Origin of the sequence: Pararhizobium sp. LjRoot238 (assembly GCF_964252955.1) — a bacterium.
GTDB lineage: Bacteria > Pseudomonadota > Alphaproteobacteria > Rhizobiales > Rhizobiaceae > Pararhizobium.
The window spans coordinates 17,168-42,215 of record NZ_CAXUPP020000003.1; the positions used below are offsets into that span (position 1 = coordinate 17,168).

At 59.3% G+C, this 25,048-nt stretch carries 24 protein-coding genes; 7 read left to right on the forward strand and 17 right to left on the reverse strand.

The genetic code is table 11. The features are described 5' to 3' along the window. Window positions 1–6: 6 nt before the first annotated feature. The 9 genes from ACSQ3F_RS24770 to ACSQ3F_RS24810 are packed head-to-tail and all read right to left on the reverse strand — an operon-like array spanning window position 7 to window position 7,580. Window positions 7–669: a conjugal transfer protein TrbF gene (locus tag ACSQ3F_RS24770; protein WP_436102869.1), complete on the reverse strand. Its 663-nt coding sequence runs from the start codon at window positions 667–669 to the stop codon at window positions 7–9. 20 nt (window positions 670–689) lie between these two features. Further along, on the reverse strand, window positions 690–1,871 hold the full coding sequence (trbL, locus tag ACSQ3F_RS24775) for a P-type conjugative transfer protein TrbL (protein ID WP_436102870.1): 1,182 nt from the start codon (window positions 1,869–1,871) through the stop codon (window positions 690–692). Next, window positions 1,865–2,065, reverse strand: a complete 201-nt coding sequence (gene trbK / locus ACSQ3F_RS24780) for an entry exclusion protein TrbK (RefSeq protein WP_436103116.1) — start codon at window positions 2,063–2,065, stop codon at window positions 1,865–1,867. The genes trbL and trbK overlap by 7 nt, the downstream gene beginning before the upstream one ends. After that, window positions 2,062–2,865 carry a P-type conjugative transfer protein TrbJ gene (gene trbJ / locus ACSQ3F_RS24785; RefSeq protein ID WP_436102871.1) on the reverse strand — a complete coding sequence of 268 codons (804 nt, stop codon included), beginning with the start codon at window positions 2,863–2,865 and terminating at the stop codon, window positions 2,062–2,064. The genes trbK and trbJ overlap by 4 nt, the downstream gene beginning before the upstream one ends. Continuing rightward, complete coding sequence (locus tag ACSQ3F_RS24790; RefSeq protein ID WP_436102872.1) at window positions 2,837–5,293, reverse strand: conjugal transfer protein TrbE; 2,457 nt, start codon at window positions 5,291–5,293, stop codon at window positions 2,837–2,839. The genes trbJ and ACSQ3F_RS24790 overlap by 29 nt, the downstream gene beginning before the upstream one ends. Window positions 5,294–5,303: 10 nt before the next feature. After that, a complete protein-coding gene (locus tag ACSQ3F_RS24795; RefSeq protein WP_174080918.1) occupies window positions 5,304–5,603 on the reverse strand; it encodes a conjugal transfer protein TrbD in 300 nt (99 codons plus the stop codon). Continuing rightward, complete coding sequence (locus ACSQ3F_RS24800) at window positions 5,596–5,979, reverse strand: TrbC/VirB2 family protein (RefSeq protein ID WP_436102873.1); 384 nt, start codon at window positions 5,977–5,979, stop codon at window positions 5,596–5,598. Before ACSQ3F_RS24800 ends, ACSQ3F_RS24795 begins: the two co-directional genes overlap by 8 nt. After that, window positions 5,969–6,946 carry a P-type conjugative transfer ATPase TrbB gene (trbB, locus tag ACSQ3F_RS24805; protein WP_436102874.1) on the reverse strand — a complete coding sequence of 326 codons (978 nt, stop codon included), beginning with the start codon at window positions 6,944–6,946 and terminating at the stop codon, window positions 5,969–5,971. Before trbB ends, ACSQ3F_RS24800 begins: the two co-directional genes overlap by 11 nt. 10 nt (window positions 6,947–6,956) lie before the next feature. Beyond that, window positions 6,957–7,580, reverse strand: coding sequence for an acyl-homoserine-lactone synthase (locus tag ACSQ3F_RS24810; RefSeq protein ID WP_436102875.1), 624 nt, complete (start codon window positions 7,578–7,580; stop codon window positions 6,957–6,959). A 376-nt stretch (window positions 7,581–7,956) separates the two neighbouring features. Here ACSQ3F_RS24810 and repA point away from each other — a divergent pair, with 376 nt between their 5' ends. The 4 genes from repA to ACSQ3F_RS24830 all read left to right on the forward strand — a co-directional run bounded on the left by repA (window position 7,957) and on the right by ACSQ3F_RS24830 (window position 12,980). After that, window positions 7,957–9,180: a plasmid partitioning protein RepA gene (gene repA, locus ACSQ3F_RS24815; protein WP_436103117.1), complete on the forward strand. Its 1,224-nt coding sequence runs from the start codon at window positions 7,957–7,959 to the stop codon at window positions 9,178–9,180. After that, window positions 9,177–10,214 (forward strand): plasmid partitioning protein RepB, encoded by a 1,038-nt coding sequence (repB, locus tag ACSQ3F_RS24820; protein WP_436102876.1) that lies wholly within the window; start codon window positions 9,177–9,179, stop codon window positions 10,212–10,214. Before repA ends, repB begins: the two co-directional genes overlap by 4 nt. Window positions 10,215–10,403: 189 nt before the next feature. Further along, entirely contained in the window at window positions 10,404–11,618 is a 1,215-nt protein-coding gene (gene repC / locus ACSQ3F_RS24825) for a plasmid replication protein RepC (RefSeq protein ID WP_436102877.1), read from the forward strand. Window positions 11,619–11,915: 297 nt separating this feature from the next. After that, window positions 11,916–12,980 carry a hypothetical protein gene (locus tag ACSQ3F_RS24830; protein WP_436102878.1) on the forward strand — a complete coding sequence of 355 codons (1,065 nt, stop codon included), beginning with the start codon at window positions 11,916–11,918 and terminating at the stop codon, window positions 12,978–12,980. Between the two features lie 20 nt (window positions 12,981–13,000). Here the strand turns inward: ACSQ3F_RS24830 and ACSQ3F_RS24835 are convergent, their stop codons facing one another. Both ACSQ3F_RS24835 and ACSQ3F_RS24840 read right to left on the reverse strand, forming a co-directional pair. Further along, window positions 13,001–13,300: a hypothetical protein gene (locus ACSQ3F_RS24835; RefSeq protein WP_028734351.1), complete on the reverse strand. Its 300-nt coding sequence runs from the start codon at window positions 13,298–13,300 to the stop codon at window positions 13,001–13,003. 14 nt (window positions 13,301–13,314) lie between these two features. After that, complete coding sequence (locus tag ACSQ3F_RS24840) at window positions 13,315–14,124, reverse strand: hypothetical protein (RefSeq protein WP_144083760.1); 810 nt, start codon at window positions 14,122–14,124, stop codon at window positions 13,315–13,317. Window positions 14,125–14,279: 155 nt separating this feature from the next. Here ACSQ3F_RS24840 and ACSQ3F_RS24845 point away from each other — a divergent pair, with 155 nt between their 5' ends. Then, entirely contained in the window at window positions 14,280–15,203 is a 924-nt protein-coding gene (locus ACSQ3F_RS24845) for a DUF4238 domain-containing protein (RefSeq protein WP_436102879.1), read from the forward strand. Between the two features lie 560 nt (window positions 15,204–15,763). Here the strand turns inward: ACSQ3F_RS24845 and ACSQ3F_RS24850 are convergent. Next, window positions 15,764–16,921: a site-specific integrase gene (locus ACSQ3F_RS24850; RefSeq protein ID WP_436102880.1), complete on the reverse strand. Its 1,158-nt coding sequence runs from the start codon at window positions 16,919–16,921 to the stop codon at window positions 15,764–15,766. A gap of 188 nt (window positions 16,922–17,109) precedes the next feature. On the opposite strand from ACSQ3F_RS24850, the gene ACSQ3F_RS24855 reads away from it, so the two are divergent. Further along, the gene (locus ACSQ3F_RS24855; protein ID WP_436102881.1) at window positions 17,110–18,252 is read left to right on the forward strand and encodes an RHE_PE00001 family protein; all 1,143 of its coding nucleotides are present in this window, start codon (window positions 17,110–17,112) and stop codon (window positions 18,250–18,252) included. A 27-nt stretch (window positions 18,253–18,279) separates the two neighbouring features. Here ACSQ3F_RS24855 and ACSQ3F_RS24860 read toward each other — a convergent pair whose 3' ends face one another. Continuing rightward, window positions 18,280–18,612 (reverse strand): helix-turn-helix domain-containing protein, encoded by a 333-nt coding sequence (locus tag ACSQ3F_RS24860; RefSeq protein ID WP_436102882.1) that lies wholly within the window; start codon window positions 18,610–18,612, stop codon window positions 18,280–18,282. Window positions 18,613–18,661: 49 nt separating this feature from the next. Here ACSQ3F_RS24860 and ACSQ3F_RS24865 point away from each other — a divergent pair, with 49 nt between their 5' ends. Then, window positions 18,662–19,156 carry an NADAR family protein gene (locus ACSQ3F_RS24865; protein WP_436102883.1) on the forward strand — a complete coding sequence of 165 codons (495 nt, stop codon included), beginning with the start codon at window positions 18,662–18,664 and terminating at the stop codon, window positions 19,154–19,156. Window positions 19,157–19,164: 8 nt separating this feature from the next. Here the strand turns inward: ACSQ3F_RS24865 and ACSQ3F_RS24870 are convergent, their stop codons facing one another. Genes ACSQ3F_RS24870 through ACSQ3F_RS24885 form a run of 4 tightly spaced genes read right to left on the reverse strand, consistent with a single transcriptional unit; the run spans window position 19,165 to window position 25,047 of the window. Next, window positions 19,165–20,133 carry a PfkB family carbohydrate kinase gene (locus ACSQ3F_RS24870; protein ID WP_436102884.1) on the reverse strand — a complete coding sequence of 323 codons (969 nt, stop codon included), beginning with the start codon at window positions 20,131–20,133 and terminating at the stop codon, window positions 19,165–19,167. Next, complete coding sequence (locus tag ACSQ3F_RS24875; protein ID WP_436102885.1) at window positions 20,096–22,042, reverse strand: HAD-IIB family hydrolase; 1,947 nt, start codon at window positions 22,040–22,042, stop codon at window positions 20,096–20,098. The genes ACSQ3F_RS24870 and ACSQ3F_RS24875 overlap by 38 nt, the downstream gene beginning before the upstream one ends. Further along, window positions 22,039–23,145, reverse strand: a complete 1,107-nt coding sequence (locus tag ACSQ3F_RS24880) for a hypothetical protein (protein ID WP_436102886.1) — start codon at window positions 23,143–23,145, stop codon at window positions 22,039–22,041. Before ACSQ3F_RS24880 ends, ACSQ3F_RS24875 begins: the two co-directional genes overlap by 4 nt. Then, window positions 23,146–25,047, reverse strand: coding sequence for a hypothetical protein (locus ACSQ3F_RS24885; protein ID WP_436102887.1), 1,902 nt, complete (start codon window positions 25,045–25,047; stop codon window positions 23,146–23,148). Between the last annotated feature and the right edge of the window lies 1 nt (window position 25,048).

Below are 25,048 nucleotides of genomic sequence, written 5' to 3' on the forward strand. Positions count from 1 at the left end.
CTGCCCTTAAAGCTGTGCCGTCCAGTCAAAATCCCGGACGTAGAGGCCGATCGGATTGAGGCGGATCGTTGCCTCATCCTGTGGCGCGGTGAGCGCGACGGTCGCGATGCCGCGGAAACGGCGCGTGCCGGTTTCCTTGCCCTTGCGGTCTCGTTCGTATTCCGTCCAGTCGATCTGATAGGTCTGGTTCGAAAGCGCCACAATGTTGTTGACCTCGATGGCAACCGTCGAGGACTTCGCCTTCTCGAACGGAGAATTGCCTCGGAACCAGGCGTTGACCTTCTCCGTCGACGGATCGGACGTGCGAAGAAGGGCATAGGTGCGGTCGATGTATTGCTTCTGCACCACCGCATCCGGCGTGATTGAGCGAAAGCTTGTGACGAAGTTGCCGAGTGTGGCGCGCACCACGCGGACATCGGCATACTCGATCTGCTCGGGAAAGCCTGCCGTCACTGCGGTTCCGAGCTTGTCGACCTCGACGATGTAAGGCACGAGCCTCACTTGCGTGCTCAGATACATCGCGTAGCTGAAGCCGATGACGGCCATGACCAGACCGAGCACACCAACAATGCGCCATGCGGCTGCGGCCTTCACATAGGAGCCATAGCGTTCGCTCCATTCCTGGCGAGCGGCAAGATACGGGTTTTCCGGGGCGCGGTTCGCTGCCATTTATTCTTCCCTTGTCTCGATTACGGTTTGTCGTTGCGTTCGGGAGGAGGCTTCGGTCCGCTATGACCGCCGCGCCGTTCACCGAGCTTCGCATTGGCCAGCCCGAGAATGGACCCCGCATAGGCGCCGGGACTGCCGATTGCCTTTTCCTTGGCGGCTGATCCGGCTGCTTGCGCGCCGGAAGTGAAGCTCGCACCCACGCCGCGAAGAGCAGAACCTGCAACGGATGAACCGCCAGCTCGTGCGGCTTGAGCCGCTGCAAACCCCGCGCCGGCAGCGCCGGCGGCGAGGAAGCCAGCACCGGCGGCGAATGATGCCGCTTGCCCCCCGTGGCGGATCGCTTCCATGCCCCCGGAAACCGATGCGCCCTGGACAACGCCTTGGATGATGTTTGGGACATACATGGCGATGATGAAGACCACGACGGAAATACCGGCGATCGCCAAGGTCGTGACGAACTGATCCGACGAGGCAGTCGGAGCTTGAGCGAGGCCAAGCAGCACGTTCGATCCGATCTTGGCGATCATTACCAAGGCCATGAGCTTCATGCCGACGCCGAAGGCATAGACGAGGTATCGGATGGCAAAGTCCTTGGTGAAGGACGAACCACCCAGCCCCAGCATGATCATGCCGGCGAGCAAGCCGACATACATTTCGACCATGACCGACACGAAAATAGCTGCAACCAGCGAGAAGGAGATGACAACGATGCCCATGGCGAGAACGGCGGCAATCGCGAGCGCATTGTCTTCGAACACCCCGAACTGTGCTTGTTGCGACATTTGGGAGGCGACGCGGATGCCGGCATCGAACACTTCAGCGGGCGAAGCTGAACCACCGCCGGCGCCAATCTGGAAAAGGCTGTCGACTACCGCTCGCGCAAAGGTCGGACCTTGGGTCAGAACAAACGCGAAGAACCCGATAAACATGATCCGCCGCACCAGTTCGGCGAACCAGCTGTCCAGTGAGGCTGACTGGATCGCCAACCAGACGGCCGCAATGCCGATCTCGATCGTTGCGAGAATCCAGAATAGGGATTTCGCCGCCTCCATGATGGTGGTCTCCCACCCCTTCGCAGCGGACGAGACCTGGTTTTCCAGTTCCGTGAGGACCTGTCCCTCCTGCGCGAATGCGGGAACAGCATAGGCGAGGAAAAAGAGACCTGTAATCAGTAAAGAACGCGCAACAGTTACCTTCACCATCTCGGACGCATCTCCTGGCCTTCCTTGACCGGCGGCAGCTCCTTGTCGGAGCCGAAGAATTTTTCCCGGACGGCGCGCTGCTCCTCGGTGAGCGCAGGTATTCCTGTGTTTCGGGAATTGAGGATCAGCACTGTCGCTGCGGACGATGCAGCGGCGACAGCAACCAGTAAGGCAATCAGGACGGGGCGGCTCACCATCGCGGTTCCATTTTCTGGCCTTCCGGAACGCTCCTGACCTCGGCGTTGAAGAACTTTTCCCGCCGCGCCTGCGCCAGGTCCTTGTCGGTCTGTTCCGTCTGCAGCCAGGTTCCCATCATTGTCATCTGTTGGGAGACGAGACCGCGAAGCTTCTGCATTTGCGCGACTTGCTGAGCGGCGATCTCGTGGCCGACCTGCAAAGCCTTCATCTGCCCGTCAGCCGTTTCGGACATCGACCGCAGCGAGGACATCGCATCTTCCTCGCTATCGAACTGGTCGGCCGTGAGGCTCGCCGCTTTCAGCGAGCTGGCGATCGTGTCGCGGTTGGTGTTCGACCAGGACTGGTAGGTGGAGGAGAACGTCGCGTTATCAGGCAAATTCGTCTTGAGATCGGCATAACTCTGAAAGCGCTGCTGAAGAACATCGTCGGCGTTGCCCATCGAAAAGGCGATGCCCTGTCCCTGGTCGACGATGCTGCGCAGCTGGTTGAGATCGCTTTCGACCTGACCCCAGACATGGTCAGGAAGCTGCGCAGTGTTTTGCAGCATGTTCTCGTAGATCTTCAGCTGGTTCTGGATCTGCTCTGCAAGCTGGCTGATCTGAGTCAGCTGATTGTCGACCTGGATGCCGGAGCTTTTCATGAGATCGACAAGCTGCGCGTTGTTGGCGAGCTGTGTCCATTCGGTCGCAGCGCCAGTGGCCGTGCCGGCTTGTACTGAGCCTGCAGCTCCGAGCGTGAGAGCGGCGGCCGCCAAGCAGGCGAGCCATCTATTCGAACCTGAGTAGCGATGCGGCATCGTGAACTCCTCTCGTTTCAAGCCAGTGGATCGGCCAGTCGTGGCCATGTTCGGATTTCAGTCCGCGGATGCGTTTGAGGTCCTCTTTGCCCGACGCGCCGACAAAGCTCAGCGCGACTGGCCCAAGCGACATGTTGAAGAGCCGCCGGCCTTCTGGCGTGGCGACGTAGTATTCGCGCTTCGGCATGGCCGTAGCGACGATCTCGATCTGTCGCTCGTTGAAGCCGATGCGCTCGTAGAATTCTCGCGTCCCCGACTCGCGAGCGGCGCCGTTTGGGAGGCATATCTTTGTCGGGCAGGATTCCTTTAGTACGTCCATGATCCCGGACCGCTCGGCATCGGAGATCGATTGGGTCGCAAGAACGACGGCGCAATTCGCCTTGCGGAGCACCTTGAGCCACTCGCGAATCTTGTCGCGGAACACAGGGTGGCCGAGCATCAGCCAAGCCTCGTCGAGCACGATCAGGCTCGGCGACCCATCCAAACGCTTTTCGATCCGGCGGAACAGGTAGGTCAGCACTGGCACGAGATTGCGTTCGCCCATATTCATCAGCTGCTCGATCTCGAAAGTCTGGAAGGCGCCGAGTGTGAGGCCGTCCTCTTCCGCATCGAGGAGCTGGCCCATCGGGCCATCGACGGTGTAATGATGCAGTGCGTCCTTGATCTCGCGCAGCTGCACGCCGCTGACGAAATCCGAGAGCGAGCGACCGGATGCACTCGCCATCAGTCCGACCTGCCGAGAGATGGCGTTGCGATGATCGGGTGTGATCGTGACACCCTGCAGACCGACCAGCATCTCGATCCATTCCGTCGCCCAAGCCCGGTCGGCGTCACTTTTGAGATCGGAGAGCGGGCAGAAGGCCAACGCTCTCCCCTCTTCCGCATTGTCGCCACCAATCTCATAGTGATTGCCGCCGGCTGCGAGCGTCAGGGGCAGAAGCGAACTGCCTTTGTCAAAGGCGAAGATCTGCGCATGTTCGTAGCGGCGAAACTGTGCGGCGATCAGGGCGAGCAACGTCGACTTGCCAGAACCGGTCGGCCCGAAGATCAGCGTGTGGCCGACATCATCGACATGCAGGTTCAGACGGAACGCTGTCGAGCCGCTCGCAACCTGCATCAAGGGCGGGGAATTCGGTGCGTAAAAGGGGCATGGCGCAACCGGGTTTCCGGACCAGACCGAGTTCAGCGGAATCAAGTCGGCGAGATTGCTGGTGTTAATCAGCGGCTCACGGATGTTGCAATACCAATTGCCTGGCAAGCTGCCGAGATAGGCGTCGGTGGCGTTAAGTGTTTCGATCCGCGCCCCGAAACCTTCCGCCTGGATCAGCCGCCGGATCGCTTCGGCCTTCTCCTGGAGCGCTTCGCGATCGCTGTCGAACAGCACGACGACCGGTGTGTAATAGCCATAGGCGACCAACTGCGACGAAGCCTGCGCGATGGCATCCTCCGTCTCGACCACCATGGTCATCGCGTCCTGGTCGACGGACCGGCTTTGCGTTTGGAATATCTGGTCGAAGAACGGCCGGACCTTCTGCTGCCATTTCTTCCGCGTCCGTTCGAGCTTCTGTCGGGCTTCTTCGGCATCGAGAAAAATGAAGCGCGATGACCATCGATAGGTCAGCGGCATCAGGTCAAGGCTGTTCAGAATCCCCGGCCAGCTTTCGGCCGGCAGACCATCGATCGCGACGACGCCCAGGAAACGGTTTTCGACCTTTGGCGTCAGTCCGTGTTCAAGCTCTGCGGTGGCGATCCAGTCGAGATACATGGGAACATCGGGAAGCCTGATCGGATGGCTTTCCCCGGTGGTGCAGAATCGGGCGAACTGGAGGAGCTCGTCATAGCGGGCAATTCTCTCCCCTCCCCTCTCGACCGTTTCGCGGGTTTCCATTCGCCGGATCGAAAGCGTGTTGGCAAAATACTGTTCAAGCTCGCGTACCGCGTTCCTGAACACGAAGAGCACCGTGTCCGCGTAGGACTTCTTCCGGCTTTCCTCATCCGAATAAATATATTTGCTGAGAGCAGTCTTCTTGGACTCGATGGGCCGGTAAGTCAGGATCAGCGCATGCTTGCTCTCGAAATGCCCCTGCTCGCGCGCGAAATGCGCCCGACGCTCGGCGTCGATCGCGCGGGTCACCGGGTCAGGGAAATGGCAACGGTCTTCCGATGGGTAGTCGACCGTTGGAATGCGAATGGCCTCGACCTGGATCATCCAGCCGCTTCCAAGCCGTGACAGAACGGCATTGATCTGCCTCGACAGGTCGTTGCGCTCGAGGTCCGTTGCGCTTTCGGAATCCGGGCCTGCGAAGTACCAGCCGGCCATGAGACTGCCGTCCTTCAAAAGAAGGACACCATTGTCGACGAGGCCGGCATAGGGAACGAGATCGGCAAAGGATGGGCCGGTCACCCGGAAGCGCTTCAGAGGTACCATGGCCGCCTCCTCAGTACCGGCGCCAAGGCGAAGTGGTCGCCTTGTAGTAGGGCTTGTAGGATATGTGCCTGATATAGACCTGCCGCATGAGCGGGTCCGACTTCGCCATCATTCGGAGAAGCCCGACGATGACGATCCACACGGCGACGCCGAAGAGGGCCGAATAGACCGTGAGAACCACGAAGATCAGGATTACGGCTGCAAGTCCGGTGATCAGGACCAACTCCCGGTCGGCGCCCATTAACAGGTTCGGGCGCGAGAGGGCTCGATGGATGCGATTGCGCCGCAGGCCGGACAGGGACTCAGCCATGATCTCCCTCCCCTCCTCCGTTCGCACCAATTGACGTGATTTGCGCGTCGGTTAGCCCGATCGAAGCGCCGGTCGCACCGAACAGGCCGACGATGTTGGTAGCGCCGAGCAGGATCCCGGCGACGAGAACGACATACACAAGGCGCCGCGCGAAATCGTTGAGCTCGCCGCCGAAGATGAGCATGCCACCGGCAATGGCCACGGCCGCGAGCGCGATTGCGCCCGCTACCGGGCCGGTAATCGACTCCTGGATCTGCTGGAGTGGCCCTTCCCATGGAAGGCCGCCGCTGGAGCTGGCAAGCGCCGGCGCGACCGAGGCGAGAACAATGGGCGCCGCCAAACGCGCGGTGGCGATGAGTGCATGCTTACGCGACATCGCGCGCCTCCTGTTCTTCGGTGAATTGATCGGATTCGATCTCGTACTGTCCGTTGATGAACCGCTCGACTTGGATGATGTCGCGAACAAGCCGCCCGCGCGGCGTTCGCTCAATCGAAATGACCAGATCGACGGCCTCTCCGATCACTTCGTGCATCGGCTGTTGGCTTGCTTCGGCCGTCAACTGTTCAAGACGGCGTAGCGCCGACATGGCGGTGTTCGAATGAATGGTCGCCACGCCGCCCGGGTGGCCGGTGTTCCAGGCCTTGAGCAGGGTCAAGGCCGCACCGTCGCGGACTTCGCCAACGACGATCCGGTCGGGACGCAGCCGCATGGTGCTCTTCAAGAGCCGCGCCATGTCGATCGAATCGCTGGTATGGAGGAGAACGGCGTTCTCGGCCGCGCATTGGATTTCGGCGGTGTCTTCGAGAATGACGAGGCGATCATCCGGCGTGGATTTGACGATCTCGTTGATGACGGCGTTCGCAAGCGTTGTCTTGCCCGAGCCCGTTCCCCCGGAAATGATGATGTTCAGCCTCGCGGAAATGGCACTGCGGATCGTCGAGGCCTGGTATTCTGTCATCACGCCGGTGCGGACATAGTCTTCGAGCGGAATGAGGCGCGATGCCCGGCGTCGAATTGTGAAGGCAGGCTTGGCTACAACGGGGGGCAACAGACCCTCGAAGCGGTGGCCACCGATTGGCAGCTCGCCGGAGATGATGGGCTGTTCCGTGTCCACTTCGGATTGAAGCGCATGCGCCACGGTCCCGATCACCATCTCCGCGGCAGCCGACGACATCTCGCCGGCAGGTGCAACGCCGTGACCGAGTCGTTCGATGAACAGCTTTCCGTCCGGATTGAGCATGATCTCGACGACACTCGCGTCGTCCAGGGCGACGCAGAGCAGATCGCCGAGTGCCTCCTGAAGTTTGCGGACAAGACGGGGGTGAGAGCGAAGCTGGTTCACGGATTTCTCCTTACGCTGCCTGGCTGACAGGGGTGAGTTCAGAACGGTAATTGGAGGGCCGGAGCCGAAGGAACGTGTCCGCATTGGCGGGTAGTGTGCCCGCCACGGCCATCGTCACGCCGATCTTCTTCGGCTCGCCCAAACGCTGCAGCGGCCATCCGACGCGAGCGAGGATCCGTTCGAATCGAAGATCGGTCACCGTGACAATCTCGGTGTAGCCATTCGCCATGCACCATTCGATGATGCCCGCGAACATGGTCAGCGTCGCCTCATGGACCGAGCCGTCGCCCCTCCCCTCAGCGAGAGCCGTGTCGACACAGAAGCGAGAACTCTCGATCATCGCGGCATGGCCGCTGAGTTGGCCGCCTGGCAATAGCGATGGAAATACATCCGTCACCATCGTGGGACCCATGGCCGGAAGAAGGCGGGCGCATCCCGCGATGGCGCCCTTGTCTGTGGTCGTCACGATGTAGGTGGGAAGAAGATCGTCGAATTCATCTCTTTCGCCACCGTCTCGAACGGTGACGTCCCAGCCAAGCCGTTCCCCAAAAACTCGGGCCCGAAGCTTGTGTTGAGCGTCAACGAGCTGTTTTTCGCGCTCGGATTTGGGGATTGCAACGACCGATGCCAGCATTTGCGATTCTCCGACGTTAATACCGTCGGGTAATGAGCACAGATCGGAATCGGTGGGCAGTTGTAGGATTCACCATGTGCGTTGCGAGGTGAGTCGCGCTTCATGAGGGGTGTGGCGTTACAGAGCCCCCTAATGTCCTTGCTGTTGCACTGTTCGGATTTGTAGGATTCACAGGAGAACAATCCGGGATCAAGGAGCCGGAGATCTGAGGCTAACTCCCGGAGCGGAAAAGCAAAAAGTCGAATAGCTTCGAGTAGATTGTCCCCGGTTGTTAACCTTTTGTTAACCCTAAACTTCTGGACCAGTTCGGAGAATCGTGTTCTATCTTTGGCGGGCAATAGCCGGTAAACCGGTGGAAAGCCGCCAAGAGGGACAGATGGCGATAGCAAACCGAGTAGAAGCAGTTGTTGGCTCGAAGGAAGATGCCGGCAGCAAAATCATGCGCCATGCCGGGCTTCTCTCCGGGCAATTGCAGCAGCTCAGAACTCGTATGTATCCGCCAAAGTCGGAAAAGACGCTCCGTCCGTTTCTGACCAACGAAGTGTCGAAGCTGACATCGATACCTGATTCCACGCTAAAGCTCATGTCCACCGAAGGTCGCGGACCGGTTCCCAGCAGGCTGGAGAATAATCACCGCGTCTATACGTTGGGCCAGATCAACGAGTTGCGCGAGCTGTTCGCCAAGCAGAAGCCGGTAGACGCCTTACGATTCCTCCCTCGCCGTCGTGTCGGCGAGCACCTACAGGTTCTTGCAATAGCCAACTTCAAGGGCGGCAGCGCAAAGACGACAACCTGCGTACACCTTGCCCACTATCTCGCCCTTCATGGGTATCGCGTCCTTGCACTCGACCTGGACCCGCAAGCATCCTTGTCCGCTTTGTTCGGTGCTCAGCCAGAAGTTGATGTCGGGGCGAATGAAACGATCTATGCCGCTTTGCGTTACGACGACGCCGAGCGTCGTCCCATCCGCGATATAATTCGCAAGACATATTTCGATGGAATCGACCTCATTCCTGGCAATCTTGAAGTCATGGAGTATGAGCACGAAACGCCACGGATCTTGGCGAACAAGTCCAGCTCCGGCGCAATCTTCTTTGAGCGACTGAAACTCGCCCTTTCGGAAGTCGAGGCGGACTACGACGTCGTGATTCTAGACACTCCGCCGTCGCTCGGCTTTCTGACGTTGAGCGCGATATACGCCGCGACCAGCATGATCATTACGGTCCATCCGGCCATGCTGGACGTTGCGTCAATGAGCCAGTTCCTTCTTATGATGGGCGATCTGATTAGTGTTCTGAACGAAAGCGGAGCTCAGTTGGACCAGGACTTCATTCGGTATCTGGTCACACGACACGACCCCAATGACGCGCCACAGTCGCAAGTCGTTGCGATGCTTCGGCATCTGTTCGGCTCCGACGTATTATTGCCAACCGCCATTGAAAGCACCGCCGTTGAGGCAGCCGGCTTGGCCAAACGTTCGGTGTACGAACTCGAATTGGGGCAGATCGGGCGCGATACTCACAAGCGTGCCCGAGAGGCGGTAGATGCCGTGAACGAGGCGATTGTTCGCCTCGTCAATGACAGCTGGGGGCGGACATGAGTAAATCCCCTCGCAAGTCGATTGTCGCCAGCTTCGGGTTGCTTTCCGCGGAGCTGGAGAGTGATCAGGCTACGGATCAACAGCAGCCGTCGCAGCCCCCTGCCCCGGTTTCCGGGAATCGTGTCGGAGCGGGTGTTATCGGTGCTGCTCACCGAGCAATCGACGACATCCGGACAGAGCGAGATCGCTTGAAGGCTATCGTTGAGTCGGGTGGTGGTGCGGTTCGCGAGTTGGATCCATCGCTCATCGACCCCTCCCCTTACCCGGACAGACTGCCGGACGATGACGCAACGAGCTTCGAGGCGTTCAGGCGGTCGATCGAGACTGAGGGGCAAAAGGTTCCCGTCCAGGTTCGCAAACATCCGTCGTCGCCAGGTCGCTATCAGATCGTCTACGGTCATCGACGCTGGCTCGCTGCCATGCAGCTCGGCAGGCCGGTTCGCGCTCTCGAAGTCGAGATCTCCGACCTCGACCTAGTTCTTGCACAAGGCATCGAAAACGCGGGTCGCCAAGACCTCACCTGGATCGAGCGCGCGCTATTTGCGTCGCGAATGGATGATGCGGGGATCAAGCCTCGGCACATCTACGCCGCGCTTTCGATCGAGGACGCAGAACTGGCTCGGATGCGGAATGTCTACAGGATCATTCCCGCGGACATCATCGAGGCCATTGGGCGAGCGCCAAGGATCGGGCGGCCACGTTGGCTCGATCTTGCCAAGGCGGTTGCGGGCGACGGGGGAGCGCTCGATACCCTGCGGGCGGTGCTGGTTAGGAAGGGCGAGCCGGCTGAGACCTCCGATCAAAGGTTTCAACGTGCGTTGAACGCCATCAAGCCGGCATCGACGGGTCGTCGGGAACCAAGCCCGATTACGGACAAGAACGGAACGAAGCTCGGTGCTCTGTCGATGTCCTCGAAAGAGGTTCGAATTTGGGCCGAGGGCTCACTCGGGATTGAGTTTTTGAAGTTTGTTCAGGCGGAGCTCCCAGCGCTCACTGAGCGCTTTGCCCGTCTGCGAGAAAACGAAAAACCCTGACAGCTGTCAGGGTTTGGAGGTGAAGAAAGGAAGAACTGCAAAAGAAAAAGGCCCCCAAACGTTGCCGTCGTGGAAGCCTCTCTCTCTGTGTGACAACTAGAGAATCGCATTTCCCCGAATCCCAGTCAAGAGTCTTTGGCACCGTAATTTGGTGAGCAGGTTTCTTTTGCCTTTTTGAAGGTGAAGAAGATGCAGATTGGAAGTGTGACGACGCCCTTTGGGCGGCGGCCGATGACGCTTGCCTTGGTGAGGCGGCAAATCGAGACGAGTGAGATCAAGCCAGGCAAGACGGCGGACAAATGGAAGGTCTTTCGGGATGCTTCCGAAGCAAGGGAGCTGCTTGGGCTGCAGGACCGCAGCCTGGCCGTCCTGGACGCGCTCCTGAGCTTCTATCCGGACAGCCAATTGCGCCAAGATGCGCAGCTCATCGTTTTCCCGTCCAACGCTCAATTGACACTTCGGGCGCACGGTATCGCCGGGGCTACGCTTCGTAGACATCTGGCCCTTCTCGTTGAGGCGGGTCTGATCGTGCGAAAGGACAGCGCCAATGGAAAGCGCTACGCCCGGAAGGACAAGGCGGGTGCGATCGATAGCGCATTCGGCTTTGATCTTTCACCGTTGCTCATGCGAGCAGATGAGCTGGCCATGAGCGCGCAACAGGTGGTTGCCGATCGTTTTGCGCTCCGGCGGGCAAAGGAAAATTTGACGATATGCCGGCGCGACGTTCGAAAGCTCATTTCTGTTGCGATCGAGGAAGGTGCATCGGGCAACTGGGAAAGCATCGAAGCGATGTACATCGGTCTCGTGGGCAGGATTCCGCGCTCTCCAACGCTTGGTGACGTCAGGTCAATCTTAGACGAGATGGAGCTTCTGCAGCAGGAGATTATCAACATCCTGGAAATGCAGCAAAAAGACGAAAATATTAGCATCAATGGTGACCATAGTGAGCGTCACATACAGAATTCAAATACCGAATCCATCCATGAAGTTGAACCTAGCTCTAGACAGGAGCAGGACGCAAAGGCGGTGGGCGATGATCGGCCGAAGCGGGAGCCAGTGCGGAATTTTCCGCTTGGCATGGTGATGCGGGCTTGCCCCGAGATCGCGATGTATGGGACGGGCGGTACGATCGGAAGTTGGCGCGAAATGATGGGTGCAGCGGTGGTCGTCCGGTCGATGCTGGGCGTCAGCCCGTCGGCCTATCAAGAGGCCTGCGAGGTGATGGGGCCGGAAAATGCCGCGGCCGCGATGGCTTGCATCCTCGAGCGGACAGGGCACATCAACTCGCCGGGAGGATATCTCCGAGATTTGACACGTAAGGCGGCACGGGGCGAATTTTCGTTAGGGCCGGTTCTCATGGCGCTGCTGAGAGCGCATGGACAAAGCGATAGAGCCGCCGGATAAGAGGATTGGTACCAAAACCCTGACAGCTGTCAGGGTTTTTCCGTCGAATCTCACGTCATCGCGTTCCTGCTATCCAAGCGGTCTTAGTTTCATCAATGTCGCTGATACTTCCTGGACTGGTAACGGGCGCGGGTACTGGTCTCATCGAGGACCATTGGAGGTTCTCACGGGCGGCTTGTGGAGGATTTAGATTATCTAGAACGATGTTTTTACGTTCGAAACCATGTTTTGAAATACCGCATTCTTATGGTCGCAATGGCTCTGAAATGGTTTATGGAGCCGTTCGACAGAGGAGGCATGACGGAAATGATCCCATATTCGAACCGCATCTGGAAACACGGTGCGTTCCATTTCATACAGCCATTCGCCGACGCGCAGGGTGATCTCAGCAAAGTTGATCTCTACCTCGACAACAATGCATTTATCGATCTTCTCCGGAGCGATAACCTGCTGGATGGGTTGAAGAATGTTCCTGGCGCCCAGGAATTTACGCTCAATCCGTCGATTGCCCTCGCAGAACAGTGGATCTCAAATCCGGTCTTCCGAGAGCAAGCGAAAGCAGGGCTTGGAAGACATGAAATGATCGAGCGTTTCATGGCTACAGCAGCCGTCCGTGGTCAGATATTTGCCCCGAATTACATCGATGAGATGATTGGCATGTGTCAAAAGCGGGAACCCGACCTGCGCGTGATGGCTGGCGCTCTGTTTGCCTATATTGCCGCATTACGGTCCCTCCAGCGCCGAAAGATGCCATTTGAGGATCGAATCGCGCGTTTCAGAACGCTATTAGTGGGTGATGTTCCGGTCTTTGCCGGCCTGATTGGACTTGCGGCATTCACACTCTACGCGCTTGCGGACAGAGGAGCGGTTGACCAAAGTGGCGTCCAGCTCGTTACATCCGTTGACAGCTTCTTCGCCCCTAAGGATGATGAGCCCGAAGCTCTGTCGCAGGGATATCTGCGCAACCGCGCAATGGATCTCTTGACCTGGTACATGATGCCCCGCTTCCTGAACGCCGAGGTCAATAAAAACGCACCAACACCCCTCGTCGTCACTGCAGACAAATTCCTCGCAGCCGTTCCGTTTCGCTTTTTGCCCCCTCTTCGCGTCCAGGGCCATACGCCCGCGATTGCGCTTGTGGTTATCCCGGACGGACTGGACGAGAAGGATCAAAACGGCTTTCTTGGTACCTTCAGGCGGCTACAGCCGCCACCACGACAGGGAGGTTTTCCGATCGAGAGAAGGCTTGTGATGCTGGAAAACCTCAACAAGGCTGTGTCTGCCATCCTGAGCACCGAGGACAGGGTGGGGTTCGATTGGGGACTGCAATGGGCAGCAGCGCCCGCGCCCAATCCGACCTGATCAGGGTTCTGCTACGTAGGCTATTCCAGCGCCCCGCCGCATGCGAGGGCAGGGCCTGTGAACTCGACCGAGGCCTGCAGATCGACATTGTTTGTAAATCGCGCAATGGTCTTCGAAGGATAGAAATAGGCCAGCCGGAACATGCCGGGTGTCTGATTGCGATTGTCAGGTACATCCGGTGCGATGGCTGGTTGGGTGGTTCCGGCAACTCCGCCCGTATGCGACCAGCCCATGGCACTGGCGGAGTTGACGTCGAGGGGAACGATCCGGGAAATCGGCTGCGTCTGGCTTCTCATGCATTCCTTGCGCGTGGTGGGCATCGTGCAGTTCCTTGCTAACGATTGAGAACATCGCGAAGTCGCTCAATCTCGAACGACTGGTTGAGGGCAGGGGAGGGGACCCGTTCCTTACGTGTCCCCAGCTGTGTCGGGCCCATTGTGATCAGCAACTCGTCCGTTCTCGTTCTGGTGGCTGATAGGAAAGTCGGTGACGGATTGACCGTTACATCGGTAAACGTCCAGGTGGGCGTGGTGCTGGCACCGCCGGTCACCTGGAATGAAACCTTGTGCGTCACGGTTTCAAACGGGCCGCCTTCGATCCGGTCGGAAAGCGTCCCGAAGCCATCCCACGCTTGAAGCGCCGCCTGCAGCGTGTTCTCAATCCCGAGATTGCCGGCAATCGGCTCGATTTCGTCAGATATTTTCGAGCAGTCCAGCGTCTTACCTTTCTGGTCGATTACGTCGCGTGATGGCAGCAACTCCTTGAAGGGGAGGTAGTAGGTCATCGTCATTTCGCGCGTGCCATTGGTTTCAACCTGCGCGCCGATTGCGGCCTTCAATATTTCCGTACTGTTTATCAGGGAAACATTGGGGTTCAGGTTGCCCTTGTCATAGGCCCTAATGGTCAGCGCGATCTTCGCAGCCCAGTCATATAGAACTTTGCGGTTTGGGTCGTTTGGCGCGTATTCCCGCGCGACGGAGCGGCGCATCTCGCATTTGACATGCGCCGCGACCGCGCGCACGAAGCCTGCAAAGTCTTCATCGCTCCGGTGGCGATAGTCCATCACCGGCAGCGTCGCACCGCATCCCGTCAGGGCAGACAACAGTGACACGCATACAAGAGTGCGAAATCCCACCAATTTCATTGAAAGCCCCCAAGCTAAACTATAGATTATGAATTCAGCGGGAAGTTGCAATCAAAACTTGCTGCCTGCCAATTTAAAAGTATGCCTTCTATCAGAAGACCTGGAAGTTGAAGCATGAAGCTGCGGTATGAATTAACTGACCTTTATGGTCGTGCATGACGGTAACGCGGCGGCAGCATTACGTCTGGCGACACTACCTTTCTGCGTGGGAGACGAACGGGAATGTTTCCGTCCTGCGTAAGGGGCGCCCCGTATTCGCGTCAAACCCGATCAATATCGCCGTTGAACGCGACTTCTATCGGCTCCCCGTCTTGTCGGAAGATGATGAGACCTTCGCCCGCGTGTTTATCGAACAGACGATCAAAACATCGATGCTGCGCGACCTGGCGCTCGGCTGGTTGAAAGATTTTGCCGCGCCATCGCGGCTGCGACGATATCTCGAGGCGAGTGGTGTTCAGGATGCCGAGATCACAGCCGAGATCGAGAAGGTTGAGATCCAGTCTGAGGAGAATCTGCACAGCTCGGCCGAAAATACCGCGATCTCCTTGCTCGATGCGCTTCGCAATGGCCAGCGGGACCTATGGAGTATCGACGAGCACGCGATGGATCTCGCGTTCTTTCTCTCTCTGCAGCACCTGCGAACCAAAAACATGCGGCATCGCACGGTCTCTGGTTTTCCAGCCGGCCCGATACGTGAACGAGTTGAAAAGATTTGGCCGATCCTCCGGCTGGTCTTCGCTACCAATATGGGCTGGAGCTTATATTCCGAGCGCGAAAACTGGCGCCTTCGAATTCTTAATGCGTCAGCCGGGCTGGCTTTCATCACTGGAGACCAGCCAACGCTCAACGTGTTGCCGGGTGGGGGCCACTATGCCTTCGCGCTGTACTACCCTATCAACCCAACCCGAGCGATTATCCTGGAAGCCAAGCATATGCCGAGTGCCATCGGTCCAGATGATAATATCGCTGATGGCATGGTCACGGACCTTAACGCCAAGATATTCGCGGCAAGCTATGAACAGGTGTTTGGCCGAAATGCCCAACACCTTGAGCAGGCAGCAGCTGTTTCCGCCCCATAACCGCTAAGCCACCAATTATGATCTCAGTCCTGCAAGCTAGGCCCTAAGTTGCGCTTCCGTGGCATCATAAAAAAATGTCCATATCTTGGTAGGGGTGAGCGCCTTGAAGCGTTCCTTGGGCAAGCTCCCGAAGAGCCAGCCGATTCAGAAATGCCGGTATATTGCAGATGGCCGGGTCGGGCAGCACACTATCTTCATGCAGCAACGGTGAATTGCTGCGCCGAGCTGCTTGAAATCCATTTCTTGATCCTTGCGGATGACATCCGCAGTGGCGCCAGCCAGGATGTCGGCAATCTGGACACTGCAATGGTTCGATGACGAGCCCAAGCGCATTGGATGGGCGAGATTTGCCTTCAGGGTAACCAGGCCCCTCGGGCCCGAGTTGATCAGCGTCGCTCGCACATCTCATCGTTCGAATGGAATGAGTCGCGGCTCTCAACGTGGCCATTTCGGCGGGCTGCAAAGGGTAAGGTTTTCCTCGTCGGTTGCTTATCCCGCGCCTTAAACGTGAATTGGAGGGATTCAGGGCGCTGGGCGACTAGTGCAGCCCACTAATATCATCAGGGCAACAGGCGAGCCGCGCGGCCGGTACGCCTCGTGGCACTGTTATAGTAGCTCGAGGCTTGCTGCACAGATCGATGACGCGACTGCTCCATGGCTTCCGGGAGGGGGATACCGCGATTAGCCGCTTCAGTCAGATAACCCGACCGCAACCCGTGCGCCGAAAACTCCCCAGGCTCCAGCCCGGCCATTTCAGCCCGCTGCTTGATGATCGCATTGACCGACTGCGGATCGAGGGCCCGCTTCGAAACCGTGCCCCATCGCCCGATCGCCCGAAACACGCTGCCGCCATCGATCGTCGCGGCCTGCAGCCAGGCGTTCAGCGCCTCGACCGGCCGGCCGGTGAGATAGACGACGTCATCCTGCTCGCCGGCGGTGGTCTTGGTGCGGCCGAGATGGATGGCGAGAGAGGGGAGGGGAGGGCCGTCCGGCATCTCGATCGGTGGCTCGACGGTCAGTTGTTCACGCCGCAGTCCGGCGATTTCGCTGCGCCGTCGGCCGCCGGAGGCAAACGCGACCATCAGGATCGCCCGGTCGCGCAGATCGCGCAGACTGTCGGTGGCGCAGGTCGCCAGCATTCTTGCCAGCACGTCGCCGGTGACCGCCTTGGCGCTCTTGCGGCCCCGCATTCGGGGGACGGCGCGCACGGCGAGACGAATGGCCGATTTGAGGGCAGGGGAGGCGAACGCACCATCGAGGCCGCGCCACTTGGTTAGCGTCGACCAGTTGGCCAGCCGGCGGCGTACCGTGGCTGGCGCGTGCGGACCGACGGATTTCAGAAACCCCTGATTTCGAAGGTTCTCGTCGACCGCAGCGGGCATGCCGTGATCGGTATCGGTATCGGTCTCGCGGCGCTGCGGATCCCAGAGATGATGAGCGACGAATTTCAGGAGCAGCGCTTCGGGCGCCGGCCAGGGCAGCGACTTTTTGGTGGCGGCCAATCCCCAGGCTTCCAGATAGGCGAGATCCGAGGTCAGCGCCCGCAGCGTGTTGTCGCCCATACCCTGGTTGACGAGATGGCGCAGCGTCTCGATGTCGTGGTCGGTGAGCAGCTCGGCGAGCTCGTCGCGGCGCTCAATCGGCAGCACGGCGGCGATGGTGTCGAGCTCTTCGGCGCGGCGTTCGACGGCAGTTGCTGATGTCTTGGCTTTGGCCACGGAGGCTCCAAAATAGCTGTATTCGGCGGCCACGACAGCCTGATTCGCCCCGATACTTGCTGATTTGCGACTCCAGATCAACTACCATCGATAAGCGCTGGTTATCGATGGTTAGCTCACCACCCAACGATCATCCCATGTGAGGAACCGTAATATTCAGATAGAGTTCCTGTAGCAAATCATTTACCATGATTTCAATGCGTTACGATCTCACCAACTTGCCCGTCCAGACGCTCATAAAGCCGGTCTCGGACGCCGGCGCCGCACTTGCACGTCTCGACGAGCGCATTGCCCGTTCCACGGTGGGGCAGGGGTGGATCGAACGCATGCATTTTGCCGATGCGGCCGCGTCGCTGTGGATCGATGGCGAGCTTGTCCATCTCGAAGACCTCGTCCTGCATGACGCCGGCGCCGACATCCGCGCGCCGACCCACGAACTGACCATCGCCCGCGATGTCCTGAAAACCCGCCGGCGGATATCCACGCAGCCACCCGGCTGGCCGCTCAGCCCCGACGGTCTCCGCAGCCTCCGCGGGCAAGCGTGGCCTGCAGCATCACATGGCGCCGACGGCACCGTGGCGATCGACACCTCAGAGCCGGATGGAGAAGTGTCTGGAGCAGGGGAGGGGGATGATACCTCTGACGTCGATAGCCCGCTCGACGCCGAGTTCGCCGCCATTGATGCCGTGCTGGCCCGCTCCGACGCTGCTATCGAACAGGCAAAAACGCCCGGCCCGGCTCGGGCCCGGGAAAAGGATCCGCTGGTCTATGATCTCGACTGGGACGAGGACGGGCGGCTGGAGGAGTGGCGGGGCGTGTTGCGGCAGGCCCAGGACTTACCGGCGGTGCTGCAGGCGATCGTCGCCCTCGATGCCTGGAATTTTTTGAGCGTGCTGCAGCATGCGCCGTGGCTTGGTCGGCTGCTGGCTGCGTCGATCCTGCGCCAGGCCGGCGTCACCACTGGGGCGCATCTTGCCGCCGTCAATCTCGGCCTCAAAACCATTCCGGTCGATCGGCGCCGGCATCGCGATCGCGAAACCCGGCTGCTGGCGATCGCGCATGGGTTGATAGCGGCCGCCGAAATCGGGTTGAAAGAACATGACCGGCTGGCGCTCGCACGCACCATGATGGAACGAAGGTTGGACGGACGCCGCACGTCTTCAAAACTGCCGGAGCTGGTCGAGCTGGTGATGGCAAAGCCGCTGGTGTCGGCCGGCATGGTGGTGAAGACGCTCGGGGTCACGCCGCAGGCGGCGCGGCGGATTGTTCTCGAGCTCGGTCTCAGAGAGATGACGGGGAGGGGGAGGTTTCGGGCGTGGGGAATTGTTTGACTAAGAGTCCTGCGAGCGGCGAGTCTTTCAATGCGTTCCTGCTTTGACCTTCGCGATCGCCCCCAAAAGATCAAGAAGCCTTTCTTCGTCTTCTTTGCTTCCGTCCCATAGCGAGGCAAGACCCGCTGCAAGTGCGTTGCTGAGCAAGGCGCCGCTCGGCTGGGGCTGAAGACCCAAGGCTATGCATATTTGCATCACATTCGAGCTGATCGATGAGAACTGGCCCATGCAGATTCGGCTTGTCTGACTTTGTTCAACCCCAGACATCTCGGCAAGAACCGAGATCGAAAGACCCTTTTCCGCCCGACACTTATCAATGGCGGCAACAAGCCTCTTACGCTCGGTGGGATTGAGTTTCATGCAAAATCACATATACTCAATCGTAGGGTTTTTCAAGGAAGGTGGGGATATGGTTGACCAAACGGAAATCCGCTTCTATCGCGCCAACGAAAAGCCCTTTGGGCCGCTGAGCAATCTGTATCGCCGTAGCATTTCGTTCGAGGGCCAGATCTTCGTAACCTCGGAGCATGCTTACCAAGCCGGCAAGGCGCGCAAGCCCGCCGTTCGCAAGTGGCTCATGGAAGCCCCGAGCCCGGCGCTTCTCGCGATGGCGGCTCATGGTCTCTACTATTGGGATGTCAGTCCCGGCTGGTCGAAGACGAAGTTCGACAGAATGCGCGCCGTCCTCCACGCCAAGTTCACCCAGCATGAGGATCTCAAGGCTCTCCTTCTGTCGACAGGAGATGCGCGTCTCGTTGAGGCCGCTACCGTCGACAACGAGGTCAACCGCCTTTGGGGTGAGGTCAATGGTGTCGGCAAAAACATGCTTGGCGTGCTTCTGATGGAGCTTCGCGAAAAGCTTCGAAACGAACCGGCAGAGACCTGCCTGGCCGCCGCCGAATAATCAAGAAATCATCCCGCGTGTAGCAGCGATCTCACATAGGACGCGCCACGATGCTTGAACAGCCCGCGCGCGCCGACATAGGCGCAGTTGGCAGCAGCAAGCCGTTGGCCGGCAACAACGCCTGTGACGAGATGGCTGCCATTCAGTTCGCCAATGGATAGGTCTTCAGTGAGCAGCCAGTCGATAATCCCGACGCTCACCATGTCGCCCGAGCCGCAGGTGTCGAGCACTTCGGTTGCGTCAACCGCACTGCACCAGATCTTCAACGACCCGTCACGAACCTCCAGCCCGGAGGAACCATGCGTGACAATCTTGATGCAGTCGGCGGCAATGCCACCAAGCTCGTCGTCGAGGCGATCGCTGGAATATTTCAGTATCGTCGAAAGCTCGAGCGCACGTTCAAAAAGATCGCTGTTGCCAATCTCCGACGGTTCAAAAAATACGACGGCGCCTCCCGCTCGCGCGGCGCGCATCGCCTTCAAAATGCTTTCTGACAGGCGGTCGGTATAAAAGACCGAGCAGGTCTGGAGGAGGGGAAGTGCCTCTTCGAGTTCGGGCTCGCCGATCGACTCATAACGGGGAAGGTCGGTATCGGTCTCGGGGCATGTGAACGAAAATAGGTGGATGCCGGAAGCCGTGTCGAGTTTCTCGGCAAGTATGGGAGAACGCAGCTCAGGCCTGCGATGGATATGTTCGACGATAGCGCCGGCCTCGCAGAACTCTGTCATCAGCCTTTCGCCCGCGAGGTCGAGCCCCAACCGCAAAACCGGCGCAACCGCCCTGTGGAGCATCGCGAGCGACACAAGGACGTTGCCACACGAGCCGCCGAGACTTTCGTCCGAAAAATGCCCATCTTGATACAATCTGTCTAGGACGGTGAAACCCGTGCCGACGACATCTGCCCGACGCTTTAAGCTAGAGCCATAGCTGGCTGCTGCTTTAGGTCCAGTTCCTGTCGAATGCGAGCGATGCGACATCAATCTTCATCCCTTTGGATCCGTAAGGCTTCAAGGCACGCAACAGTTCCAGAAGTGCGTCCGGGCCTAATAGATGATCTCCAAAAAAAGACCAGCATCCATTGGCCACGCCGCAGACGTCTCCCACACTTATACCATGGGGCGTTGCCAAAATCGCATAGTCATTGCCGCTTCGCGAGCCGCTGTCCCCGACACAAAGCACCGCGAGCCCCTCATCAAGCTCCGCGGTGATCGCCTTGACTGCGGCAAGTTTGGTGGTCGTGGCTGGTATCAGATCGAAACTATGAGCCGAGCGCGTCAGCCGAACGCGCCCATCGGCAATCGGCGGGCAGGTTTCGACGTCCGCAGAGAACGTGTCGGCATTCTTCAGATCGTCCTTTTGGATCGTGATCTGAACCCCGGGTTCGAGTAAACACTCGTGGACGTTGACGAAGAGGCCTTTGTTGGCGCACAGCCACGCGATGGCCTCGCCGATCGCCGTATCGGCGGGAGGCCGTTCCACCTTTGTATCGACGTCGAGCGTGCGCGAATAGCCGCCGTTGTAATAGGCGATGGTCACCCCCGCATGAAACTCTGGTCGGAGTACCTGCCTCAGATCTTTGCCGGCCGAGCTGCCGCGACCGGTCGCGATCGCGACCTTCATCCCCTGAGACAATAGCCGCTCGAGTTCTGCGATGAGATCATCCGCCGGAGGAGAGTAGCGGTCGGCCGTTCGAACGATGGTCCCGTCGTAATCGAGGACTAGCCCTCCGAACACGGCGTCAGAAATGCCAGCAAGCCATTCCCTTCGAGCCTCGGCAAGAAGCAAGTGTTGCGACAAGGGATCGTCATGCCTGAGAACGGCTTCACGCTTGTGCTCGACTGGCGGAGGAAGTGCAGCCGACAGCGACAACAGCGCCGGGTCCTCATATATATCCTTGGCATAGGACCCAATCGGTGGGCGGCCGGGATCAATATCGACCGCAGCCCCCATTGCCTCGACCAGGACAAGAGCGTCGATCACTCCAAGCGCATTGGCGAGCCGGCCCGCGCGGCCAAGATCAATCTCGACCACCCGCACGGCGTTGGGAAGATTGTTCTTGAGCGCCTGCCAGACCGCGCGACTGTCTTGGCCGGTCAGCGCGAGAACCACTGATGACGGGCTACGCTGGTGGATCCACGCATGGCGCCCATGGGCAAAATTGCGAAAGTCAGTCGTCTGGACAGGGCAGATACCGGATTCCCAAAGCGACGTGTCGATGAGCGTTGCAACCGGCCTGACCTGGGGGTCGGTGAGCACGAGTAATGTGTCGCCACGCTTCAGGGATCGAAAGCGATCTTGCAGACCGGCGCGGGCTTTGGCCGAGAGCCTTTCCTGGACGCCGACGAGATAGCTTGCTGCTAATCCTGGTCCAACCGGCTCTCCGCTTACCACGTCGCTCGCCAATAATAGGGCAGTCGTCGTCGCGACGAGCGAATGCGTTGCCAGGTAGCCGTCTTTCACATCAGTCACCGGAACGGCATGAATCTGGCCCCCGGCGACACGTGCTTTCGTGGCGGCCTGACCGTCCGGGTTGCGCGTGACGAGCTGAATGGAACGTGCCCGTCTCTTGATAGCGGTTTCCACCGCGGCCAGGACGTCGGCGTTGTCGCTGCTTGCCGAGAAAAGCCACACGTCGCAATCGGAAATGCTGGAGGCTCCAAGCACAAACTGCATTGGGGTTTCAACGGAGGTGCGGGCCGAAAACAACGTTTCGCGGCAGCGCGCGAAATAGTCCGCGGCAATGGCCGACCCTCCCGATCCAACGGCAATCGTTGGTCGCGCACGCCCTTCGTCGAGTGCTCTGGCGAGGGCCGTCACGTCAGCCGCGGCGCCAATCGCCACCGTGTCGCCGACTCGGTCCAGTTTATCGCTGAAGCGGCCTCTCATATCTCTTCCGTTCGAACGAGCGCGTCGTAGCCGCCATAGGCCGGCCCCGATAGAAGCACGTGCACCATCATGTCCTCCGTCTCAGTGCCCGAACTGTCCGGCGCATTGAATTCATAGCGTACCGTTTCGAGATACTGGACTGTCAGGTCGTGCTCGATGGCCGCCATCAGCGCGCCGGCCGCCATGACCTTGCTGCCGATCGGAGACAGTATAACTCGAGGTTCGAAGGTGCCGTTGACTGTCTTGTCGTAGCGCTCCTTCAGCGTCGAGAGGGTGCGGTAACAATCGAGCGGATTGCGCTCCGAGACATAAACTAGATCGCGCGGATCGACCTGCCATTCGTTGACGAGTTCGTTCTCGTATTCGCTGATCAGGCCGTCGGCGCGCCTCGGATCGCGAGCCGGGAAAGGGACGACCGGGCAAATCTTGTAGCACTCTCCGACTGAGAGGCCGATTTTAGTCAGCGCGGCCTTGCGACCCTTGGCAAGCTGGGGAATCCAGATCCGTGCTGGGTCGAGCAAGCCGTCCAAGGCCTCCGAACCGGAAAATCCCTTGACCGGCATCGGCCGGTCCGCAGGCTCACTGACGATGTTGTCGTCAAGTTCTGGATTGGAGACGATCAACAGATGGAATGAGCGGCCGGCGGTTTCGCATTCCGAGAGCAGCATCTTGGCCGCCGGGAAGCCGATTCCGATCGAAAGCGCGCTCATGTCAAGGACGATATCCGTGACCGCCGGGTCGATGAGATAGGCGCCAAGCTTAGCGGCAATGCGTGGTCCGCCGATTGCGGCGCCGTCGTCACCGAATACGTCGACATGAAGGATTTCGCAATTGGGAACCAGTGCCTTGAGCGTGTCGGCATTGTCGTTCGCCCGCGCGAGGAGTGCGGCATCGGGTTGACCGCGCTCCTCGCGGATGAAAATCCCGCTCAGCCTTGGCCCCAGCACATTGGCGAGCATCGTCGCAATACGCTGAGATCTCGGGTCGAAGCCAGCCGCCCCGACCAGCAGGCACCGGCGTTCGTCTTCACCGAAATAGGATTGAATGAAGCCTTCGACCTCAGTGTCAAAATGCGTGATGCAGTTGCTCCAGTGGCTTCTCATTCAATTGCTCGCTTCCTGAAGATAGCTGATCCGCTTCTCAAGGAAGCCACCACGCTTGAAGGTCAGCCCATGGACGAGGCACACGGTGCCCGAAAGCTCGATCAAGCACCATGATCGGCCTCCCTGGCCGTAATTCCGACGGACGATGATCGCGCCGTTGGCAAGCGCGTGCTTCAGAACGAGGGCGAGCTCGTTTTCGCTACGCAGCAGATCCTGGATTTCCTCTTCCGGGATCCCGATCGCATTGGCGCCTGCACCAAGCCGCGCGTTCGGCGCGCGCGAAACCTCAAGGCACTCCCGGGCAATGGCGTCGACAAGAAGACGCACGCGCCTTGCAAAGGCAAAGGACCACCCGTCCATAATCGACCTCGCCTTTTCCACCAGGGCGCTTTCCTGGGCCGAGGCGTTGAGCCCGGGGTTCTTGCCACGGATCACGCGCGTCTCCATGCGCGCGACTAGCGCGCCGGCAAACTGGAGGAACAACTCGGCATTTTCGTTGCTCGCGTCGCAAAGGTCGGAGATTCCGTAGTGGTAGGGCCGCTTCCAACTGTCGCTCAGCTGAAAACGGGCGGCCTCAGCCACACCGGAATCGGCTTTTAACGGCGATTTCGGATCCGGATCGAAATCCTCAAACAGCGACGGCGTCATATGCTGCACGCGATTTGCGTATCGATGCATCAGGATGCGCGCCATCGAGAGATGGATCTCTTCACGCTTGTCGTAAGACTGCGAGCCCGAAAGATGTTCGGAGACTATCATCTCGATCTCCTGGCGCCTGGCGGTCGTGATGCCGAGCTTGGCCTGTTCGCGCTCGATCTGTGATGCCAGCTCCCTCAAACGGCCGGGCGCAAGGGCAGGGGGCTCGCTCGGCAGAAGGGCCGCGAAATCGGCATTGCGATTCTTAAGGGACTGAACGAGCGGCAGGTATCTGTTGGCCATGTCGAGCGCCATGCTGCGAAATTGGCGCCTCTCTGCGCCCCGCTCCGAATGACCCTGCATGCGAATGTCGACGAAGTCCCGACCCGTCGTCAGATTGTGGGTCTCCTGGCTGCCCGGGGCTCCAAGCACTGCCCCCGGGCTCAATGCATCAAGCCGCATCATCAGCCACCGGCCAAAGCGGATCTCCCGCCGCGACAGTGCTGCGAAAATGTCATCGCGCTGGTCTGGGTGAAGCGCGTGCACGTCGTCGAGCATGACCAGAGGGTTGAGTGACAGCGTCTCGCCCTGCCACTCGATCTCGATCGCCCGGATGGCTTCAAAGGGCTGATAGGGCGAGGTCGCCGCGATCGGCAGGTTCTCAAGCGCAGGCGGCCTCAAACCGGCGGCAATCGAGTATATCGCCTTCTGAACCTCAAGCGCGCGATCGCGAATGCCTTGGACCGTCAGTCCGCCGATCTGTTCGATCTGTGCTTCGGACGATTCACGTGCGATGAAGCGAATGTCGTCCAGACTGCGACGCCGGTTAGCCGTCAAGTTGCGCAGCAGGCCAAGCATGGCGCGGGCCTGCACGAGCCAGAGCGCAAGCTTTGTCTTGACGGCCGGCTCGTAAGGCAGTTCCCAGAAGTCGCGATAGTCCGACTCCATCGGGATGCGAACCGCGGCAACGCGCGGTTTTCCGTCCTGCAGGAAACCGGCATCCGCGAGAGCAGTGGCGAGCCCGCGATGATTTTCGGTGGACAGATCGCGCATGATCGTCTCCACCATTTTAAATTCTGCAAGCGTCGCCAACATGGTCTTGCCACTTCCAGGCTCGCCGATAACGCGAACCGGGAGCTCGAACATCGCGTCCTTATGCTCGCTTTTGGCAAGGAAAGTCGTCAATGGCGCCGGACTGACGATCGCCAGAAACGAAGCGTCGTCGCGTACATATTCCGTTGCTCGGCGAAGAAAGGGATTTGCCATG

Coding starts and splice junctions, on each gene's coding strand:
- repA (WP_436103117.1), top strand. CDS start 7,957: ATGGCGATAGCAAACCGAGTAGAAGCAGTTGTTGGCTCGAAGGAAGAT.
- ACSQ3F_RS24870 (WP_436102884.1), bottom strand. CDS start 20,133: ATGTCGCATCGCTCGCATTCGACAGGAACTGGACCTAAAGCAGCAGCC.
- ACSQ3F_RS24810 (WP_436102875.1), bottom strand. CDS start 7,580: ATGCTGGCATCGGTCGTTGCAATCCCCAAATCCGAGCGCGAAAAACAG.
- ACSQ3F_RS24790 (WP_436102872.1), bottom strand. CDS start 5,293: ATGGTACCTCTGAAGCGCTTCCGGGTGACCGGCCCATCCTTTGCCGAT.
- ACSQ3F_RS24865 (WP_436102883.1), top strand. CDS start 18,662: ATGGTTGACCAAACGGAAATCCGCTTCTATCGCGCCAACGAAAAGCCC.
- trbJ (WP_436102871.1), bottom strand. CDS start 2,865: ATGCCGCATCGCTACTCAGGTTCGAATAGATGGCTCGCCTGCTTGGCG.
- ACSQ3F_RS24800 (WP_436102873.1), bottom strand. CDS start 5,979: ATGTCGCGTAAGCATGCACTCATCGCCACCGCGCGTTTGGCGGCGCCC.
- repC (WP_436102877.1), top strand. CDS start 10,404: ATGCAGATTGGAAGTGTGACGACGCCCTTTGGGCGGCGGCCGATGACG.
- repB (WP_436102876.1), top strand. CDS start 9,177: ATGAGTAAATCCCCTCGCAAGTCGATTGTCGCCAGCTTCGGGTTGCTT.
- ACSQ3F_RS24830 (WP_436102878.1), top strand. CDS start 11,916: ATGACGGAAATGATCCCATATTCGAACCGCATCTGGAAACACGGTGCG.
- ACSQ3F_RS24875 (WP_436102885.1), bottom strand. CDS start 22,042: ATGAGAGGCCGCTTCAGCGATAAACTGGACCGAGTCGGCGACACGGTG.
- ACSQ3F_RS24885 (WP_436102887.1), bottom strand. CDS start 25,047: ATGGCAAATCCCTTTCTTCGCCGAGCAACGGAATATGTACGCGACGAC.
- ACSQ3F_RS24835 (WP_028734351.1), bottom strand. CDS start 13,300: ATGCCCACCACGCGCAAGGAATGCATGAGAAGCCAGACGCAGCCGATT.
- ACSQ3F_RS24840 (WP_144083760.1), bottom strand. CDS start 14,124: ATGAAATTGGTGGGATTTCGCACTCTTGTATGCGTGTCACTGTTGTCT.
- ACSQ3F_RS24845 (WP_436102879.1), top strand. CDS start 14,280: ATGACGGTAACGCGGCGGCAGCATTACGTCTGGCGACACTACCTTTCT.
- ACSQ3F_RS24795 (WP_174080918.1), bottom strand. CDS start 5,603: ATGGCTGAGTCCCTGTCCGGCCTGCGGCGCAATCGCATCCATCGAGCC.
- ACSQ3F_RS24855 (WP_436102881.1), top strand. CDS start 17,110: ATGATTTCAATGCGTTACGATCTCACCAACTTGCCCGTCCAGACGCTC.
- trbL (WP_436102870.1), bottom strand. CDS start 1,871: ATGGTGAAGGTAACTGTTGCGCGTTCTTTACTGATTACAGGTCTCTTT.
- ACSQ3F_RS24860 (WP_436102882.1), bottom strand. CDS start 18,612: ATGAAACTCAATCCCACCGAGCGTAAGAGGCTTGTTGCCGCCATTGAT.
- ACSQ3F_RS24880 (WP_436102886.1), bottom strand. CDS start 23,145: ATGAGAAGCCACTGGAGCAACTGCATCACGCATTTTGACACTGAGGTC.
- ACSQ3F_RS24770 (WP_436102869.1), bottom strand. CDS start 669: ATGGCAGCGAACCGCGCCCCGGAAAACCCGTATCTTGCCGCTCGCCAG.